This is a genomic window from Pelomicrobium sp. P1 (assembly GCF_052805615.1).
In genome coordinates this window covers 54791-71259 of sequence record NZ_JBRBEM010000004.1, presented here as the reverse complement: position 1 = coordinate 71259, position 16469 = coordinate 54791, and the positions used below count along the sequence as shown (strand labels likewise).

Here is a 16469-nt window from a genome sequence, read left to right as displayed (position 1 = left end):
AGGAAAGTCGCTCCGACCCGTCAAGGAGAAATACCGGCCGACCCTGGGAAGCCCTCTCGGACAGGCCGGGCAAATCCCTTGATCTGGCTGGTTTCCAACCCGGCCCGGGCCAGGCGGGCCGCGGTTGCAACTTGGTCCAGATTTGCTTGACTGGAATAGGACGGGTAGTGCGCCTTGTGGCGAAGATTGCCCGTCCCGGTTCCGGTGGCGCCATGATCGCCAGGCTCAAACCCCACCTCGCGGCGACGGATCTTCACGCCCTGTTTCCCGCGATGGTGTGGCAGTTCCAGCTCAAGGAGGAGACCTCCGGGCCGATCCAGGCGGCGGTGACCCGGGTGCTGGAGGAAGGGCGCCGGAGGTTGCCGCCCCTCGCCCGCGGCCAGGGCTGGCAGTCCGGTTATGGGCTGCACAAGCGGACCGAGCTGCGGGCCCTGGTGGAGATCATCGAGCTGGCGGGCCATGGGGTGCTGACTTTTCTCAAGGTGGGGGCGGCGGAGTTCCAGGTGACCGGCTGCTGGGCCACGGTGCTCGCCCCCGGGGCGGCCCACCCCGTGCACTACCACCCCAATAACTTCCTGAGCGGAGTCTACTACGTCCGCACTCCGGCGGGCGCGGACACCATTTACTTCCACGATCCGAGGCCCCAGGCCGGGGTGATCCGCCCTCCGGTGACGGAGCTCACTCGGGAGAACACCGACCTGGCGGTAATCCAGGTGCGGCCGGGGATGCTGCTTCTCTTCCCCGCCTGGCTGCCCCATTCGGTGCCGGAGAACGCGAGCGCGGAAGAGCGGGTGAGCCTGAGCTTCAACATCATGTTCCCGCGCTACGCCGAAGAGTTGAGCCGGCCCCTTTGGGGAGAAGAATAAGGCGCTGGCGAAAATGCAGTCCTCCTTGGCTCAACCAGCCCAAAGGCCAACCGCTCCCCTGGCCCTAGGGGTCCACAAGACTCATACCGGAGGGCGCAAGAGCCGGAAGTTCTGCCCCGTTGTCCAACGTCCCACCGCCCCGCCCCGGGGGTAGCCGCACTGGCTGAAAACACCGTACCCCCTGCGAGCGCTGCCCGGATCCGGCCAGGCAGGTCCTCTCCGTCCGCCTTCCCACCGGGTTTCGTACCCGCCAGCTGCGTTCGGGGAAGCCCCGGGGCGTGCCGTCCCTCCCGCCGCGGGCGCGGTTCAGGGCCCGGCGGCGCCGGGGTTGCGCATTGCACCACCGCGCGCCGTCCCACCGCCCGTGGTTCAGTGCCGCCGATTGCCTGCCCGCCCGTCCCGGGGAGGCTCTCCGCCGCCACGGGCCAAGAGGCCGGTAATGACGGCGGAGATCCGGCGCCCCTGATCGATCGAGGGGAGACCCGATTCGAAGTGCGCGACAAAGAGAGGCCGGGCGACCCGGAGTGACCGGCGCCCGGCGGGCGGGCTTCAATCGTCCCACTCGTACTCGTATTCGTACTCGTAGTCCCCGTGCTTGTGCTTTTCCTTGTGCTTGACCTTGTGCTTGTACCAGCCGGGAGGAAAGGGATGCGCCGGATGGACGTGGACCGCGTGGACGGAGACCGGGATGCGCACCGTAGGTCCGGGAGGGTGGGGCAGGACGGTCACGTGCTCCCGGCCCGCGTGGCGGTAGACCACCTCGTAGCCGTCGTGCACTTGCCGGACGTGCTCCACCGTGCGGCAGCGTTTCACATCCCGGTAGCCGGGGGCCCGGTCCCGGTTCGCCAAGTGATCACCCACCAGGGCGCCGGTAACGGCCCCCGCCGCGGTGGCGAGGGTTTTGCCGCTTCCCTTGCCCACTTGATGGCCCAGGAGCCCGCCCGCGATGCCGCCGATTACGGCGCCGGTGTAGGAGCGCTCCTGCTCCGCGACCCGCTCGAACCAGCACGCCTGGCGGGGCTCAACGACTTGCCGGTACACGGGGGTGGCGGACACGACACGGGCGACGACATACCCATCGTCGTGGCGGGCGGCGGCCGGGACGGCCGCGGCGGCGATCACAAAACCGAAAGCGATGGTGGCGTTCCTGTTGTTCATGGCGCTTCCTCGTAAGGCACGGCAATCTGCCGTCACCCCTCCCATCCTAGGGAGCACAAGCTGAACCCCGGCTGAACGCGCGCCTCCCTTTCTACCGCCCCAACCGCCGGGTCAGGAGACAGGGTTTTCAGCTCTTTCGGGAGGTCTTGGCGAAGAAGGGCGCGAGGAGCGGCTCCACCTTGTCACCCCCGCACTTGGGGCAGCGGGGCTTCTCACGGCCGTGCTCGGCTATGTGCTCGGAGCGCTCGAACTTCTCGCCGCACTCCCGGCACTGGTATTCGTAGATCGGCATACTTCTCCTCCGTTTCGTTACGCCCGGGCCGGGCCTGGGGTACCGCCACACCCCGATGATGGACATGCCGGGGCAGCGTCCGGCCCTTTTCACGCCCTTAGACTGTCCGGCGGCTGCCCGGGTGCCTTAGACCGCGGCCGCCCCCGGGCGCCCTTCTCCTTCCGGCGGCAGGTTCGCGGGCGAACGGGGATCCGCGGGAATTTCTGCCCCATAAACAGTCTAAATAATTGAAAGGAGGAGTTTGTTTCATCGCCGGGCAGGTGGTGATGGGGGTTCCCTGCCGCGGATGCTTATTGTTGCACCCCTCGAGTCCGAAAAATTCCTACCCGCGTAGCCATGGACACCAGGCCCGAGGCAAGCGAGCTGGCCAAACTGGGAGCCAAAGAGATCTCGCGCAAGTTGGTCGCGCTGGCCAGGCAGGCGGGGGTTGCGTTGCGGGGCGAGCCCGTGTGGGATGAAGCTGGATGGTTGCCGGGGGCGAAGCATCACCGCGTCACCGTGGAAAGCCCCCGGGGTTCCAAATCCATCATCCTGAGCACCGAGGAAGTGATCGCGTACGCCCAAGGGGTGGAGGTCTCCCGCGCCATCGTGGACCGCGAGCTTCAGTGGCTGATCGCCCAGCTCGCCGAAAACAAGAAATAGGCGCGTGGGCCAGCCCCGGTCTTCCCGCTCCCCGCGGAGGGAAAGGGCACCCCGCTTGCGGCGGGGGCTTCCGGTCGTGCCCGGTTGGTCGGGTCGCCTCGCCGGCGTTATGCTGTCTGGCGCCGGACCCCACCCCGGCGTGCAGGTTCCGATGGACACGGGAGGCCAGTATGCGAGTTCTTCCCCACGACCTGGATCACGAGTTTCCGGAATTCGTCCCCCTCATCCACGAGCTCAGGGAGCGGGATCCCCATCTCGCGCACCTGTTCGACGAGTACGAAAAAGTGAACGCGGAGATCGTGGACATCGAGGAAAACGACAAGCCGTTCGAAGACTTCGAGTTCGAAGCGATGAAGAAACGGCGGCTCAAGCTCAAGGACGAGATCTACCTGATCCTGCGCAAGCTCAAGAACGAGGGAGTCGATTCACCGCGCTGAGCCGGGAAGGGACCAAGGGCTTTTGGCGGGAGCCTGGAAATACGGGCCGGGTTGGGGTTAACATGGCATCGCCTTGTCACCGTCCAATAGGGAGGATCAAGATGGCATTGCGTGTGCCTGCTTTTTGCAGCCGCTTCTTGGCGGGGTCGATGTTCGCGCTTCAGAGCGTCGCCGGGCAGGCGGAGATTGTCTCGACCGAGCGGCTCCTGGATCCCGCCGGCGTAGAGGTCCAGCGCGAGCAGCTTAAGGGCGTCCTCGACCGGGACGAGGCCCGGGAAAAACTCAAGGCCCTGGGGGTCGAGCCCGAGCTGGCGAAAAAGCGCGTAGACGCCATGACCGCCGAGGAAGTCAGGATGGTGTCCGAAAGGATCAACACCCTGCCGGCGGGCGGCGATCTGAGCGTCCGGGATCTCCTCATCATCATCCTGGTGGTCCTGCTGATCGCCCTTATCGTTTGATCCGGCGCGGGGTGCACTCCCCGGCCTCTGGAATTCCCGCGCCCGCGCCTTCCCCACGCACAAGGCGCAGGCGGCGGTTGCCTTTTCTTCTTCGCCCCCCGAATCGGTGCCAGCCCGCCTATGCTCATCAGCTGCCTTGCCTATCAGGACGGTCGAAAGCTTGCCGATCTCCCCGTAGAGGGGATCAGCGATTATCTGGTCAAACCCGGCGGCTTCGTGTGGGTGGCGCTCAAGGACCCCACTCCGCAGGAGCTCGCCCAGATTCCCTCAAGCACCGCCTGATGATCGTGCAGCATGCGGTCGCCCAGCTGCTGGAGGCGGTGAGCAAGCTCCACGGCGGGCGCACTCCCCCGGTGTGCGGCGGCATGCAGGAGTACTCCCGCGACGTCTCCGATCACCTGCTGCGGGTGCTGCGGACCATCGAGGGCCGGCGCGAGATGCTGAATACCGTGATGCAGGTCAATCTTGCCATGATCGCCCTGGCGGAAAACGAGGTGATGAGGCGGCTCGCCTCCTACGCCGCGTTGTTGCCGTTCCGACCATGATCGCCGGCATCTGCGGCATGAACTTCCGCCACATGCCGGAGCTGGACTGGACCTTCGGCTATCCCCTGGTCCTGGCGGTGATGGCGGGGGCGGACGCGCTGCTGTGGCGGCGCTTCAGAAGGCGGGCTGGCTGTAGAGACGGCCGGGGAGGCTGACTCGCCCGTGTGGAAGGCCGCCCCCGGTTTTGTGCCCTTGGGACGCCGGGCGCTTACCCTTCTTGCGCGGGCGTTCTTTGTGACGCCGCCAGGCGCTCGAGCGCCTGCTCCAGTTCCCGGTTGAGCCGGGCGATGAGCGCGCCCGCCGGCTGCCGCCGGGCAAGCCCCACCCCCTGGCCCGCCCACAGGGAGAGAAATTCCGGGCGGTTCAACCGGGCGGCGGCCGCGCGCAGCGGCCGGGTGAGGCTGTTCTGCAGCGGGAACGGCAGGATCGCGCCGCTCTCATCCACTTCCGTCATGAAGCGGTTGACGAGCCCCCGCGCCGGGCGGCCGGAGAAGGCTCGCGTCACCCGCGTCCGATGCTCCCGCGCCGTGAGGATCGCCGCCTTATGGGCTTCGGGAACACCCGCCTCGGGGCAGGCGAGGAACGCCGTGCCCATCTGCACCCCGGCCGCCCCCAGCGCCAGCGCCGCCGCGATGCCCCGGCCGTCCATGATGCCGCCGGAGGCGACCACCGGCACCCGGACCGCGTCCGCCACCTGGGGCACCAGCGCCAGGGTTCCCACCATCGCGGCGTCGAAATCGGCGGCGAAGGTCCCGCGGTGGGCGCCGGCCTCCGCGCCCTGGGCCACGATGGCGTCCACGCCCGACTTCTCCAGGGCGATCGCTTCTTCCACCGTGGTGGCGGTTCCCATCAGGAACATGCCGCGGGCCTTGATGGCGGCGACGGCCGCCTCGGGCAAGGGGCCGAAGGTGAAGCTGAAGACCGAGGCGCCGGATTCCAGCGCCGCGGGAAGCTGCTCCTCGAACGGGTCCGGCGCCGGGGCGGGGAGCTCGGGCGGCGGCAGGCCCAGCTCGGCGTGGTAGAGGGCGACCCGCTCGAGGGCGCGGCCAGCGTCCCCCGGCAGCTCGGGCATCGGCTGGGGCGCGAACAGGTTGATGCCGAAGGGCCTGGCGGTGCGCTCGCGCACGGCTCGCGCCGTCTCCAGGATCTGGGCGGGCGTGGTATAGGCCCCGGCGATGAAACCCAGAGCGCCGGCCTCGCACACCGCGACGACCAGGTCCACGGTCGTCGCGCCACCGGCCATGGGCGCCTGGATGATGGGGCAATCGAGGGGCAGCTTTCGTGTCAGTGCTGTGTGGATCGGCATGGGCGATGGGGGGTGGTTTGGAGAAGATCGATCGTCGTCCAGAAGCGCTTGAAGGGGCACAGGGCCTCAGCAATTCGCCCCGTTCCCGGAAGGCTCGGCCTCGGAAAGAAGCCACTGCACGAACGCGTTGACCTCCGGCCGGTCCCGGGCGGATTTCACGTACACGATATGATAGGCCTCCCGGGCCTTGACCGCTAGCGGGAACAGCGGAACGAGGCGGCCGCTTTCGATCGCCGGCGCGGCGAGCAAGCGCTTGGCCAGCGCGACGCCGTGCCCTTCAGCGGCCGCAGCCAGCATCACCGCGCTGTCGCTGTACGCCGGGCCGCGGGCGGGTTCCGGCCAGTCCAGTCCCGCCGCCCGAAACCACGGCGCCCAGCGCTGGGCGGTGTGGCGAAGCAGCGGCGCTTCCTTCAGATCGCGGGGTTCCTTGATTTCCGGATGCGCGTCCCGGAAGTTAGGACTGCAGACCGCCTGCAGCTCGTCGTCCAGGAAGCGTATCACTTCCAATCCTTCCCAGTTTCCCAGGCCGTGGCGAATGGCGAGGTCCGCTTCTCCGGACTTGAGATCCACCACGCTGGGGGTCGTGTCGATCTCCAGGTCGATGTCCGGATGGGCCCGGAGAAAGCGCTCGATGCGGTAGACCAGCCAGCTATGGGCGAAGGCCGGAAGCGTCGAGAGGCGAAGCCGGCGGCCGCTCTGGCGCGCGACCGATGCGGCCCCGGCGCGGAGCAGTTCCAGGGCACGCGTGACCGTCTCGAGGAAACTCATTCCCTGGGGCGTGAGCACGACCTTCTTTCCCAGGCGCAAGAACAGCCGCGCGCCCAGGTGATTCTCCAGCAGACGGATGCGATGGCTAACGGCGCTGTGGGTCACGCAGAGCTCGTCGGCAGCGCGGGCGAAACTCTCCAGACGCGCGGCCGCCTCGAAGGCGGCCAAGGTTTGAAGGGGCGGAAGGTGCCGAACCGATGCCATGGTGAGAAGGGCTCAACGAACGATGAAAAAGAATCCGCGCGGCGCTGGGGCGTCATCTCTATGATAGCCGCTGGTACTTCCGCGGGAAACATCCGGGCACGCACATGTCATCGCGAACGACGCTGTATCTCCTCCTCCTGGCCGCAACTGTTCTGATGGCGCAGGGTTGCAAGCCACAAGACAACTGGCTCTTCTGGAAAGACCCGTCTCCCCTATGGCACCCCACGGCGCTCGCCTACTGGCCGGCGCAGGACGCGCTCATCGTGGGAAGCCACCAGGACGGCACCCTGGTGCTCCTGCCTCTGGACCCGGCAAAGGCGCAGAAGCAGTTCCTCGCGCCCCATGCAGACGGGAAATACGGCGCCGCGCGGGTGCGCGTGGACGAGAAGCGCAACCGGCTCTGGGTGCTGGATCACGGCGCGCTCTACGTGTACGACTTGGGATCGCTCCGGCTCGTCAAAGACGGCGTTTTCCTGGCGACGCGGGCGAGCGCGAGGCATTGTCTGCCCGACATCGCCCTGGCTCCGGACGGAAGCGCATTCATCTCCGACAACACCCGCGGGCACATTTACCGGGTGGATGGGGAAAGCCTCGAGCTGGCCCCATGGCATGCCGCGGCTGGCGGCGGCGGGCCGGGGGCCGAGGGATTTTCCGCGCTGGCCGTCTCGCCCGACGGGAAGTGGCTGCTGGCCGGCTCCTCGGCGGCGGGAGAGCTGTGGCGGTTCGATCTCGATACCCGGCGCGCGGAACGACTCGCGCCCCCAGGGCGGCTTGCCGGCGTTTGCGGTCTGGCGATCCGTTCGACGGTTCGCAGCGCCGACACGGGCGGAAAGGCGCCTGCGGAAGAAGATGCGCTCGCCTATGCCGCGCTCGGATTCACCGACCGGGTGGCGCGCATTCGCCTCCGCGAAGGGGAAATGGCGGACGTCGCGGAATGCCTCGGGGGCTTCACGGTGGAAATGCCGACGAGCCTGGACAGCGATGGCACGAGGCTATACGTCACCCATTCGAGGCTGAAAGCCTTGTGGAATCACCGGCTGAGCGGCGACGTTCCCCACAACAACCTGGTTTACAAGACCACCCCCTGTTAAAGAAAAAGGAGGACCTATGAGCAAGGTATTGGTGGAACGGCGCGGGCGCGTCCTGTGGGTGACGCTGAACCGTCCCGAGGCGAGAAACGCCATCGACCAGGACGTGCATCATCTGCTGGTTGAAGCGTGGCGGGAATTTGGCCGAAGCGCCGATCTCGACGTCGCTGTGATCACCGGCAACGGGGGGGCGTTCTGTGCCGGCATGGACCTCAAGACCTTCGTCCCCGAGTACGTGGGCGCGGACCAGCAGAAGGTGCTCGATCTCGTTCCCGTGGGCCTGGGCGGAATCACCCGCGGCATGCATTGGCTGCGCAAGCCCATCATCGCGGCGGTGAACGGATGGGCCATCGCCGCCGGATTCGAGCTTGCGCTGGCGGCGGACATCCGCATCGCTTCCGAGCGCGCCGTGTTCGGATCCTTCGAGGCCCGCCGCGGGTTTCATCACGGCGACGGGGGCATTCCGAGGCTGGTCAACAGTTGCGGCGTGGGCTTCGCCATGGAGATGGTGCTGACCGCGGAGCCGGTCGACGCCGAGCGCGCCCTGCGGGCGGGGCTCGTCTCCCGGGTCGTTCCTCACGAGGCGCTCATGGATCAGGCGCTGGCCGTCGCCGAACACATCCTGCGCAACGATCAGGAGGCAGTGCGCTCGGCCAAGGCCACGGTGCTGGAGATGATCGGCAGAGGCCTCGACGATCAGCTCCGCATCGAGGCGATCAATGGCTACTCGAGGATGGCCTTGGGGAATGAGGTCAGGCGGCGGTTGCAGCAGTTCTACGAAAAAAGCGATCCGGGACGGGTTGGCCGCCGTGCCGCAACAGGGGCGTAATGCCCTACCATGAACCTCGCTGCCTCTTGTGCCGAAGCGTTTCGGAGGACTCCGATGGATAAGTAGCAACGAGACATGCAATTTGCTCGGATCTATGTGGGCGGTAAGTGGTGCCCGCCGACCCGCCGCGATTCCATTCCGGTCATCGACGCGGCGCGGGACGAGGTGATAGGGCGGATTCCGGAGCGCACAGATGGCGAACGGGGTCTCCTTGTCAGCCATCGTGCAACTTCCCGGTCAGGGCTTGCCTGCCGCAGTATCCATGTCGAAGAACTTGATCCACCATGCGTGCTCGGGCGATGGGACTGGCGCTGGCCGGGTGACGCAGGCAACGCTCTCTTTCGTCGCGTGAACGAGGGCAAGCCCCGGCAGGTCCAGGACAAATTCCTCACGCGCACTCAGAATGACGTCCCTCGTCGAGCAGTCCTGGGTGATCCACAACTCTCCCGACACGCACCGGACGGCGCAGCCACTTCCATCCCGGATCGCGAGGAGCTGTCCCTTGGAGAGATGCACCACCAGGCGGCGGAACGGGATCGCGACCGCGGGGACGCAATGAACACCCTGGGTCCCGGGAAGGGGAAAGAGCCCCGACAGCAACCGGCGCAGACGATCCCCCAGGCTGCTGCACTCGGATCGAAAAGCGACGTGGATAGAATGAGGCATGGGCTGGACCGCGTTGCTGACAGGCCCATTGTAGGCGGCCTCCGGAGTCGCATGAGTGAAGGTTTTTCAGCGATCGACGAAACGGATTTGCCGGGCGCGCATGCCCTTGCGTGGTTTGCCGATGAGAAAGCGAAACGCGCCCGTCTCTCGTACCGCCCGTCCGGTCGCAACCTTTGGGCTCGCGGCCTCGTCATCTCATGCCCTCGCCCCGAGACCGTGGGGGAATCGGCGCATTCGACACAGGGGCGGTGCTTCCCGCGCCGTGTTGTAGCCGCCTTTTTTCTTCATAATTTCGCCTTTCCAGGACAACCGGAATCGGACGGCATATCGAATGGCTCAATACGTCTACACCATGCTGCGGGTGGGCAAGGTGGTCCCGCCCCAGCGCGCGATCCTCAAGGACATCTCCCTTTCCTTCCTGCCCGGCGCCAAGATCGGAGTCCTGGGCCTGAACGGCTCGGGCAAGTCCACGCTGCTCAGGATCATGGCGGGCGTGGACCGGGAGTACGAGGGGGAGGCGATCCCCATGCCGGGCATCAAGATCGGCTTCCTGCCCCAGGAGCCCTCGCTGGATCCGTCCAAGGACGTGCGCGGCAACGTGGAAGAGGGTGTGGCGGAGACCCTCGCCCTGATCCACCGCTTCAACGCCATCTCGGAGCGCTTCGCCGAACCCCTCGACGACGAGGAGATGGCCCGGCTCTTGGAAGAGCAGGGAGAACTCCAGAACAAGATCGACGCGCTCCAGGGCTGGGAGGTGGAGCGGCGCCTGGAGATCGCGGCGGACGCCCTGCGCCTGCCGCCCTGGGATGCGGACGTGACCACCCTCTCCGGGGGCGAAAAGCGCCGGGTGGCCCTGTGCCGGCTGCTCCTGTCCCAGCCGGACATGCTGCTGCTCGACGAGCCCACCAACCACCTGGACGCGCTTTCCGTGCAGTGGCTGGAGCAGTACCTGAAGCACTACCCGGGCACGGTGGTGGCGGTGACCCACGACCGCTACTTCCTGGACAACGTGGCCGGATGGATCCTGGAGCTAGACCGGGGCCAGGGCATCCCGTGGCAGGGCAACTACTCGTCATGGCTCGAGCAGAAAGAGAAGCGCCTGGAGATCGAAGCCCGGCAGGAGTCGGCCCGGATCAAGGCCATGCAGGCGGAGCTGGAATGGGTGCGCGCCAATCCCAAGGGGCGCCACGCCAAGAGCAAGGCGCGGCTCGCCCGCTTCCACGAACTGGAGTCCCAGGAGTATCAGAAACGCAACGAAACTAACGAAATCTACATCCCGCCGGGGCCCCGGCTGGGAGCGCTAGTGATCGAAGCGGAGAGCCTGAAAAAGTCCTACGGCGACCGGCTCCTGTTCGAAGACCTGAGCTTCCGCCTTCCGCCGGGCGGCATCGTGGGAGTGATCGGCCCGAACGGGGCGGGCAAGACCACGCTCTTTCGCATTCTGGTGGGCGAGGAGCGGCCCGACGGGGGCGTGCTGCGCTTCGGCGACACGGTCAAGCTCGCCTACGTGGACCAGTCCCGGGAGGCTTTGGACTCGGAGAAGACCGTGTGGGAGGAGGTCTCCGGAGGCCTGGACGTGATCCAGGTGGGCGGCTACCAGATCCCGAGCCGGGCCTACCTGGGACGGTTCAACTTCAGGGGCCCGGATCAGCAGAAGCGGGTGGGGGAGCTCTCCGGCGGCGAGCGCAACCGGCTGCACCTCGCCAAGCTACTCAAGAGCGGGGGCAACGTGTTGCTCCTGGACGAGCCCACCAACGATCTGGACGTGGAGACCTTGCGCGCTTTGGAACAGGCATTGCTCGATTTCCCGGGCTGCGCGGTGGTGATTTCCCACGACCGCTGGTTCCTGGACCGCATCGCCACCCACATCCTCGCCTTCGAGGGGGAGAGCCGGGTGGCGTGGTTCGAGGGCAACTACGCCGACTACCTGGAAGACCGGCGCCGGCGGCTGGGGGACGAAGCCGACCGGCCGCACCGGATCAAGTACAAGCCGCTGATGGCCTAGCCCCTGCCGATGAAGGGCATCTTGGTGGCCATGAGGGTCATGAACTGCACGTTGGCGTCCAGGGGCAGGCTGGCCATGTAGAGCACGGCGCTCGCCACGTGGGTGAGGTCCAGGAGCGGCTCGGGTTTGACCGAGCCGTCCGCCTGTAACGCGCCCTGGGCGAACTTGGCGGCCATGTCGGTGGCGGCGTTGCCGATGTCGATCTGGCCGCAGGCGATGTCGTATTTGCGCCCGTCCAGGGAGGTGGATTTGGTCAGCCCCGTGATGGCGTGCTTGGTGGCGGTGTAGGGGGCCGAGTGGAGCCGGGGGGCGTGGGCCGAGATGGAGCCGTTGTTGATGATGCGGCCGCCCCGCGGCGTCTGATTTTTCATGATGTTGAACGCTTCCTGGGTGCACAGGAAGGCGCCGGTCAGGTTGACGTCCACCGAGGCCTTCCAGTGCTCGAAGGGGACGTCCTCCAGCGACGCCCCCGGCACAAAGACCCCGGCGTTGTTAAAGAGCAGGTCCAGCCGCCCGAAGGCTTCTCGAACCCGGGCGAAGAGCTGGCGCACGGAGGCCGGATCGCTCACGTCGGTGGGCACCACCAAGGCCCGAGGGGCCGCGGGGCCGGCCTCGGCGGCGGCCTGCTCCAGGGGCTCCCGGCGGCGTCCCGCCAGGGCGACCCGGTAGCCCTCCTTCAGCAGGGCGAGGGCCACTACTTTTCCGATGCCGGTGCCGGCGCCGGTCACCACCGCCGCCTTGGGGGGAGCGCTCATGGTCGGTTCTCCATTCTGAGTCCTATTGATGAAAGGGACGGGTTCACCCGCGGCCCGCCGGGTTTTTTTATGGTAATCCAGGACGCCGGCCCCGGCGGACGCTTGGGCCTTTCCCCCGGCATCGGAAATGGGTTTCGAACGGTCAGAGCCGCCGGGCTTCGCTGAAGCTCAAGCGCCAGTGGGGGGCATCCAGGCGATCCACCCGTACCCGGCCGCCGGTGGACGGCGCGTGCACGAATCGGCCCCGGCCCAAGTAAATGCCCACGTGGGAGGCCTTTTTGCCCTCCTGGTCGAAGAACACCAGGTCGCCTGGGGCCAGCGCCTCCGTCTCGACCGGCCTGCCCGCTTGAAGGAGGGAGCGGGTATCCCGGGGCACCGGTAGGCCGGCGCGGAGAAAGCTGTAGTGGACCAGCCCGCTGCAGTCGAATCCGTCCGGACCGGCGCCTCCCGCCCGGTATGGTCTGCCCACCATGGCCAGCGCATGGCGGACAGCCCTGGTGGCGTGGCCGGCGGCTTCCTGGGCTTGGACCATCGGTCCGGGGAGCGCGGGGTTTACCTCTTCCGCGGAAAGGGTGGCGGAGGCCACGGGAGGCGCCATCGGCGGCCGGGGCGGGGGCGCACTGGCGCAGCCCCCGAGTCCATGGACCACCACGGCGATCAAGACGAGACGAGGGAGAGCTTTCACCATCGCGCTGCGGCTTCGCAAGATCCATGCCGGTCGAAATCCCCGCTTTGCTGCGTGAGGGCGGTGGCGCCGGACGCTTTACGGCACTTCGTGGACGCTGGAGGGTAGTTCCTCGGCGTCGTCGAATCTCTTTCGGCTTGGCCCCAGTCTTGCATGGGGTCTCTTCGAGGATTGCGGCCGGCCCACCTGTCCCATCCCGCTTTGGGATGCGTTTCCGACGATCAGGGTTCGGGTCCGGTGGGCTTTTCAAGCGCCGGCGAAGAGGGCACTTCCTTGCGCTAGGTCAACCCACCGACGCGGCGGGCGTTTGCTATGAAATAGAGAAGCAAGCCTGCCCCACTCCGGGCCGAGACGAAAAGCAGGTGTCACGCCGCGGCTTGCCGGGTGCGGGGAGAAGGGGAACCGGGAGCGGGCCGCCGGGAAAGGCGCACGACGGGCGAGGCGGGCAAAAGGTCCCTGGGATCAGAACGTTTCCCTCGCCAGGGGCGTCTAAAAAGAGGTTAAATTGAGGGTAATTCGGGCTTGCGACTCCTACTTCCTCCAGCGCTTCGTCTAGACTGGAAGTAGCCGATGCCCCAAACATGGTGAAGCGAGACATGACGGAACGAAACTCGAGCAACAGCCTGGTGGAGTCGCTGACCGCCTTCGCGCGTCAGCACAACGCCCAACACTGGTCGGGAACGTTCAGGGAATTCATCGAGCAGATCGTTCCCCAGGCGCCCCAGCGCCACAGCCGGCTGAGCCATGAGTACATCTGGGACATGCTGCGCTGGTATGCCGAGAAGCAGAGCGATGGGGAAACGAAGCCGGTGACGGCTCTCTTCTCCCACGAACTCTTCGGCATCGACGCAGCGCTGACCCGGGTCACCGAGTACTTCAAGGCGGCGAGCGCTGGCTCCGACGTGGGCCGCCGGCTGCTCCTGCTCCTGGGCCCGCCCTCCGGCGGCAAGTCGACCCTAGTGATCCTGCTCAAGCAGGGGCTGGAAGAGTACAGCCGCACCGACGAGGGAGCCCTCTACGCCATCGCCGGCTGCCCGGTCAACGAGTCGCCCCTGCACCTGATTCCCCATACCCTCCGGGCCCAGGTCCGGGAGACCTATGGGGTGGAGATCCAGGGGGAGCTCTGCCCCTACTGCCGGGTGCGTCTGGAGATAGAGTTCGGCGGCGATTTCATGCAGTTCCCGGTTCGCCGCATGTTCATTTCGGAGGCGGCCCGCTCCGGGGTGGGTACCTACGCGCCCCATGACCCCAGCACCGCCGACATCGCCGACCTGGTGGGCTCCGTGAACCTGTCCAAGGTGGCCGAGATCGGGGACGAGGGCGATCCTCGTGCCTGGTCCTGGTCGGGAGCGCTGTACTCAGCCAGCCGGGGCCTACTGGAGATGATCGAGATCCTCAAGGTCAAGCGGGAGTTTCTCTACGTTCTGCTCACCCTCACTCAGGAAAAGAACGTGAAGGTCTCCCGCTTCCCCCTGATCTACCTGGACGAGACCATCGTCGCCCATACCAACCTGGCTGAGTTCCACAAGTTCTTGCAGGAAAAGGAAAACGAGGCGCTGCTGGACCGCATGGTGATCGTCAAGGTGCCCTATACCCTCTCCTACCTGGACGAGGCGAGGATCTACGCCAAGCTGGTCTCGGCGGCCAAGACCTTCCGCGACGTGCACCTGGACCCCCATGCGCTCAAGGTGGCGGCGGTGTTTGCGGTGCTCACCCGCCTCAAGAAGTCGGCCCGGGACGACCTGGACATGTCGAAGAAGGTGCGCCTGTATGCGGGCGAGCACGTGGACGGTTTCCCGGAGACCGAGGTGGAGCGGGTGCGGGCGGAGCACCCGGACGAGGGCCTGTCCGGGGCGAGCCCCCGCTTCGTGATCAACGCCTTGTCCAACGCCATCACCCGAAGCGAGACCTCGAGCCTGACCAGCATGGAGGTGCTGCTTGCCCTCAAGGACGCCATCGAGTCGGATGCCCGCATGGACGCCCACCAGAAGCGGCAGTGGATGGACTACCTGGTGGTGACCCGTAAGGACTTCTACAACCGGTGGGTGAAGGAAGACGTGCACAAGGCCCTGTTCACCTCCTTCGAGGAGGAGGCCCAGCAGCTCCTGGACAAGTACCTGGACGAGGTGGAGGCCTCCCTGGACCGGCGCGAGGTGGTCGATCCCATCACCGGGGAAAGCCGGGCGCCGGACGAGCGCTTCCTGCGTTCCGTGGAAGAGAAGATCAAGATCTCGGATTCGGGCAAGGAGACGTTCCGCCAGGAAGTGGTGCGCAAGGCCATGGTGGCCTACAAGGCCGGGCAGAAGTTCACCCTGGACAGCCATTCCCGGCTCCACGACGCCATCGAGCAATACCTGTTTGAGGAGCGCCGGGACGTGCTGCGGCTGGTGACCTCGGCCGCCCGGCCGGACGAAGAGGCCCAGAAGAAGATTTCCGCGGTGCAGGAAAGGCTCGTCAGCCATTACGGTTATGATGACCATAGCGCCAAGGAGGCCATGAATTACGTGACCACCCTGTTGTCCCAGGAGTAAGGGGCGGCCGGATCGCCCCAAGACGATGACGCGCATGACAGGCATGACGAGCGGCACCTCCAGCACTCCCGCTTCCCCGGTCGGTGAGCAGGGCAGCGGCGCGTGGTATGACCTGTTCTCCCGCGGGGCGCGGGATTGGCTGCGCCACAACGAGAAGGTGCGGGAGGCGGTCCGGTCCAACCTGCCGGACTTGATTTCCCAGGCGGACATCCTGGGCACCGACGGCAACCGGCGCGTGCAGGTGCCGGTGAGGCTGCTGGAGCACTACCGCTTTCGCCTCTCCGAGCACGGCGAGCACGCAGGCGTCGGGCAGGGGGACGTGAAGCCGGGGGACGTCCTGCGCCGGGGGCGAGGGGCGGGCGAAGACAAGGGACCCGGCAGCGGGGGCAACAACCGGGGCGAAATCCAATTCGTGGTGGAGCTCACGGTGGACGACATCGTGGACTGGCTGTGGGAGGAGCTGGAATTGCCCAATCTCACCGCCAAGGCCGGGTCGGTGGAGCAGACCGACTACACCCGGGAAGGGTGGGACCGGCGGGGGGCCCGGTCGCGGCTGGACCGGCGCCGCTCCCTCATCGAATCCATCAAGCGGCGCAATATCCAGAAGGGCGGACCGGCGTTCCACGATACCGACCTGCGCTACCGCCAGCTTATCAAGCGCGTGCGCCCGGCCTCGGAGGCGGTGGTGTTTTTCGTGATGGACGTCTCCGCCAGCATGGGCGGCCGCGACCGCCAGCTCGCCAAGACCTTCTTTTTCTGGGTGGTGCAGGGCTTGCGCAGGCAGTACCGGCACATCAGCACCGTGTTCATCGCCCATACGGAAAACGCCTGGGAGTTCGACGAGCAGCAGTTCTTCGAGGTGCGGGGCACCGGCGGCACCGTCGCCTCCACGGCTTTCAACCGGGTGATCCAGCGGATCGAAGGGGGGTTCGCCCCTTCCCGCTACAACATTTACGTGTTCTACGCCTCCGACGGGCAGAACTTCGTGCAGGACCGGGAGGCGGCCACCCAGGCCCTCACCCGCCTGGGGGGCGTGGCGAACTACATGGGCTTCGTGGAGGTCGGAGCGGCCGACGGAGGCCGGGAGACCTCCGAGATGGCTCAGATGTTCCGGGAGCTGCAGCACGCCCGCGCGCCGGTGGGGGTCTACCACCTGTCCGAAGAGACCATGGTCTGGGACGCGATCCGGGCCTTCTTCCGGGAGCGGGCGGAGGAGCAGGCAGCGTAACGGCGA

Annotated in this window: 17 protein-coding genes and 1 pseudogene; 11 read left to right on the top strand and 7 right to left on the bottom strand. The window is 66.7% G+C overall.

Going from position 1 to position 16469, the window contains the following annotated elements; genetic code table 11:
- Nucleotides 1–212: 212 nt before the first annotated feature.
- Entirely contained in the window at nt 213–866 is a 654-nt protein-coding gene (locus ACUVYZ_RS05685) for a 2OG-Fe(II) oxygenase family protein (protein WP_439933323.1), read from the top strand.
- 549 nt (nt 867–1415) lie between these two features.
- Here the strand turns inward: ACUVYZ_RS05685 and ACUVYZ_RS05680 are convergent.
- Both ACUVYZ_RS05680 and ACUVYZ_RS05675 read right to left on the bottom strand, forming a co-directional pair.
- Nucleotides 1416–2024 (bottom strand): glycine zipper 2TM domain-containing protein, encoded by a 609-nt coding sequence (locus ACUVYZ_RS05680; RefSeq protein ID WP_439933325.1) that lies wholly within the window; start codon nt 2022–2024, stop codon nt 1416–1418.
- 127 nt (nt 2025–2151) lie between these two features.
- Entirely contained in the window at nt 2152–2316 is a 165-nt protein-coding gene (locus tag ACUVYZ_RS05675; protein ID WP_439933326.1) for an FmdB family zinc ribbon protein, read from the bottom strand.
- Nucleotides 2317–2652: 336 nt separating this feature from the next.
- Here ACUVYZ_RS05675 and ACUVYZ_RS05670 point away from each other — a divergent pair, with 336 nt between their 5' ends.
- From ACUVYZ_RS05670 to ACUVYZ_RS05650, 5 genes and pseudogenes are all read left to right on the top strand, one after another.
- Nucleotides 2653–2958 (top strand): hypothetical protein, encoded by a 306-nt coding sequence (locus tag ACUVYZ_RS05670; RefSeq protein WP_439933327.1) that lies wholly within the window; start codon nt 2653–2655, stop codon nt 2956–2958.
- Between the two features lie 170 nt (nt 2959–3128).
- Nucleotides 3129–3395, top strand: a complete 267-nt coding sequence (locus tag ACUVYZ_RS05665) for a YdcH family protein (RefSeq protein ID WP_439933328.1) — start codon at nt 3129–3131, stop codon at nt 3393–3395.
- A 149-nt stretch (nt 3396–3544) separates the two neighbouring features.
- Nucleotides 3545–3853: a PA2779 family protein gene (locus ACUVYZ_RS05660; protein WP_439933329.1), complete on the top strand. Its 309-nt coding sequence runs from the start codon at nt 3545–3547 to the stop codon at nt 3851–3853.
- Nucleotides 3854–3973: 120 nt separating this feature from the next.
- Complete coding sequence (locus tag ACUVYZ_RS05655; RefSeq protein WP_439933415.1) at nt 3974–4135, top strand: hypothetical protein; 162 nt, start codon at nt 3974–3976, stop codon at nt 4133–4135.
- A pseudogene (locus ACUVYZ_RS05650) lies at nt 4117–4553 on the top strand (CorA family divalent cation transporter); the annotation flags it as partial. The gene ACUVYZ_RS05655 and the pseudogene ACUVYZ_RS05650, both read left to right, overlap by 19 nt.
- A 53-nt stretch (nt 4554–4606) precedes the next feature.
- Here the strand turns inward: ACUVYZ_RS05650 and ACUVYZ_RS05645 are convergent.
- Together ACUVYZ_RS05645 and gcvA are read right to left on the bottom strand one after the other, a co-directional pair.
- Nucleotides 4607–5704 carry an NAD(P)H-dependent flavin oxidoreductase gene (locus tag ACUVYZ_RS05645; RefSeq protein ID WP_439933330.1) on the bottom strand — a complete coding sequence of 366 codons (1098 nt, stop codon included), beginning with the start codon at nt 5702–5704 and terminating at the stop codon, nt 4607–4609.
- A 66-nt stretch (nt 5705–5770) separates the two neighbouring features.
- Entirely contained in the window at nt 5771–6676 is a 906-nt protein-coding gene (gcvA, locus tag ACUVYZ_RS05640) for a transcriptional regulator GcvA (protein ID WP_439933331.1), read from the bottom strand.
- A gap of 155 nt (nt 6677–6831) precedes the next feature.
- On the opposite strand from gcvA, the gene ACUVYZ_RS05635 reads away from it, so the two are divergent.
- Both ACUVYZ_RS05635 and ACUVYZ_RS05630 read left to right on the top strand, forming a co-directional pair.
- On the top strand, nt 6832–7767 hold the full coding sequence (locus tag ACUVYZ_RS05635) for an SMP-30/gluconolactonase/LRE family protein (protein ID WP_439933332.1): 936 nt from the start codon (nt 6832–6834) through the stop codon (nt 7765–7767).
- Nucleotides 7768–7783: 16 nt separating this feature from the next.
- Nucleotides 7784–8593, top strand: a complete 810-nt coding sequence (locus ACUVYZ_RS05630; protein WP_439933333.1) for an enoyl-CoA hydratase/isomerase family protein — start codon at nt 7784–7786, stop codon at nt 8591–8593.
- Between the two features lie 237 nt (nt 8594–8830).
- Here the strand turns inward: ACUVYZ_RS05630 and ACUVYZ_RS05625 are convergent, their stop codons facing one another.
- Nucleotides 8831–9259 carry a DUF2917 domain-containing protein gene (locus tag ACUVYZ_RS05625; RefSeq protein WP_439933334.1) on the bottom strand — a complete coding sequence of 143 codons (429 nt, stop codon included), beginning with the start codon at nt 9257–9259 and terminating at the stop codon, nt 8831–8833.
- A gap of 331 nt (nt 9260–9590) precedes the next feature.
- Between ACUVYZ_RS05625 and ettA the strand changes: the two genes are divergently transcribed.
- Nucleotides 9591–11264, top strand: a complete 1674-nt coding sequence (gene ettA, locus ACUVYZ_RS05620; protein WP_439933335.1) for an energy-dependent translational throttle protein EttA — start codon at nt 9591–9593, stop codon at nt 11262–11264.
- Here the strand turns inward: ettA and ACUVYZ_RS05615 are convergent.
- Together ACUVYZ_RS05615 and ACUVYZ_RS05610 are read right to left on the bottom strand one after the other, a co-directional pair.
- A complete protein-coding gene (locus tag ACUVYZ_RS05615) occupies nt 11261–12019 on the bottom strand; it encodes an SDR family oxidoreductase (RefSeq protein WP_439933336.1) in 759 nt (252 codons plus the stop codon). The two genes, ettA and ACUVYZ_RS05615, sit on opposite strands and share 4 nt — an antisense overlap.
- 142 nt (nt 12020–12161) lie before the next feature.
- Entirely contained in the window at nt 12162–12707 is a 546-nt protein-coding gene (locus ACUVYZ_RS05610) for a C40 family peptidase (RefSeq protein WP_439933337.1), read from the bottom strand.
- 593 nt (nt 12708–13300) lie between these two features.
- On the opposite strand from ACUVYZ_RS05610, the gene ACUVYZ_RS05605 reads away from it, so the two are divergent.
- Together ACUVYZ_RS05605 and ACUVYZ_RS05600 are read left to right on the top strand one after the other, a co-directional pair.
- On the top strand, nt 13301–15235 hold the full coding sequence (locus tag ACUVYZ_RS05605; RefSeq protein WP_439933338.1) for a serine protein kinase: 1935 nt from the start codon (nt 13301–13303) through the stop codon (nt 15233–15235).
- 34 nt (nt 15236–15269) lie between these two features.
- Nucleotides 15270–16463 carry a DUF444 family protein gene (locus tag ACUVYZ_RS05600; protein WP_439933339.1) on the top strand — a complete coding sequence of 398 codons (1194 nt, stop codon included), beginning with the start codon at nt 15270–15272 and terminating at the stop codon, nt 16461–16463.
- The last annotated feature ends 6 nt before the right edge of the window (nt 16464–16469 follow it).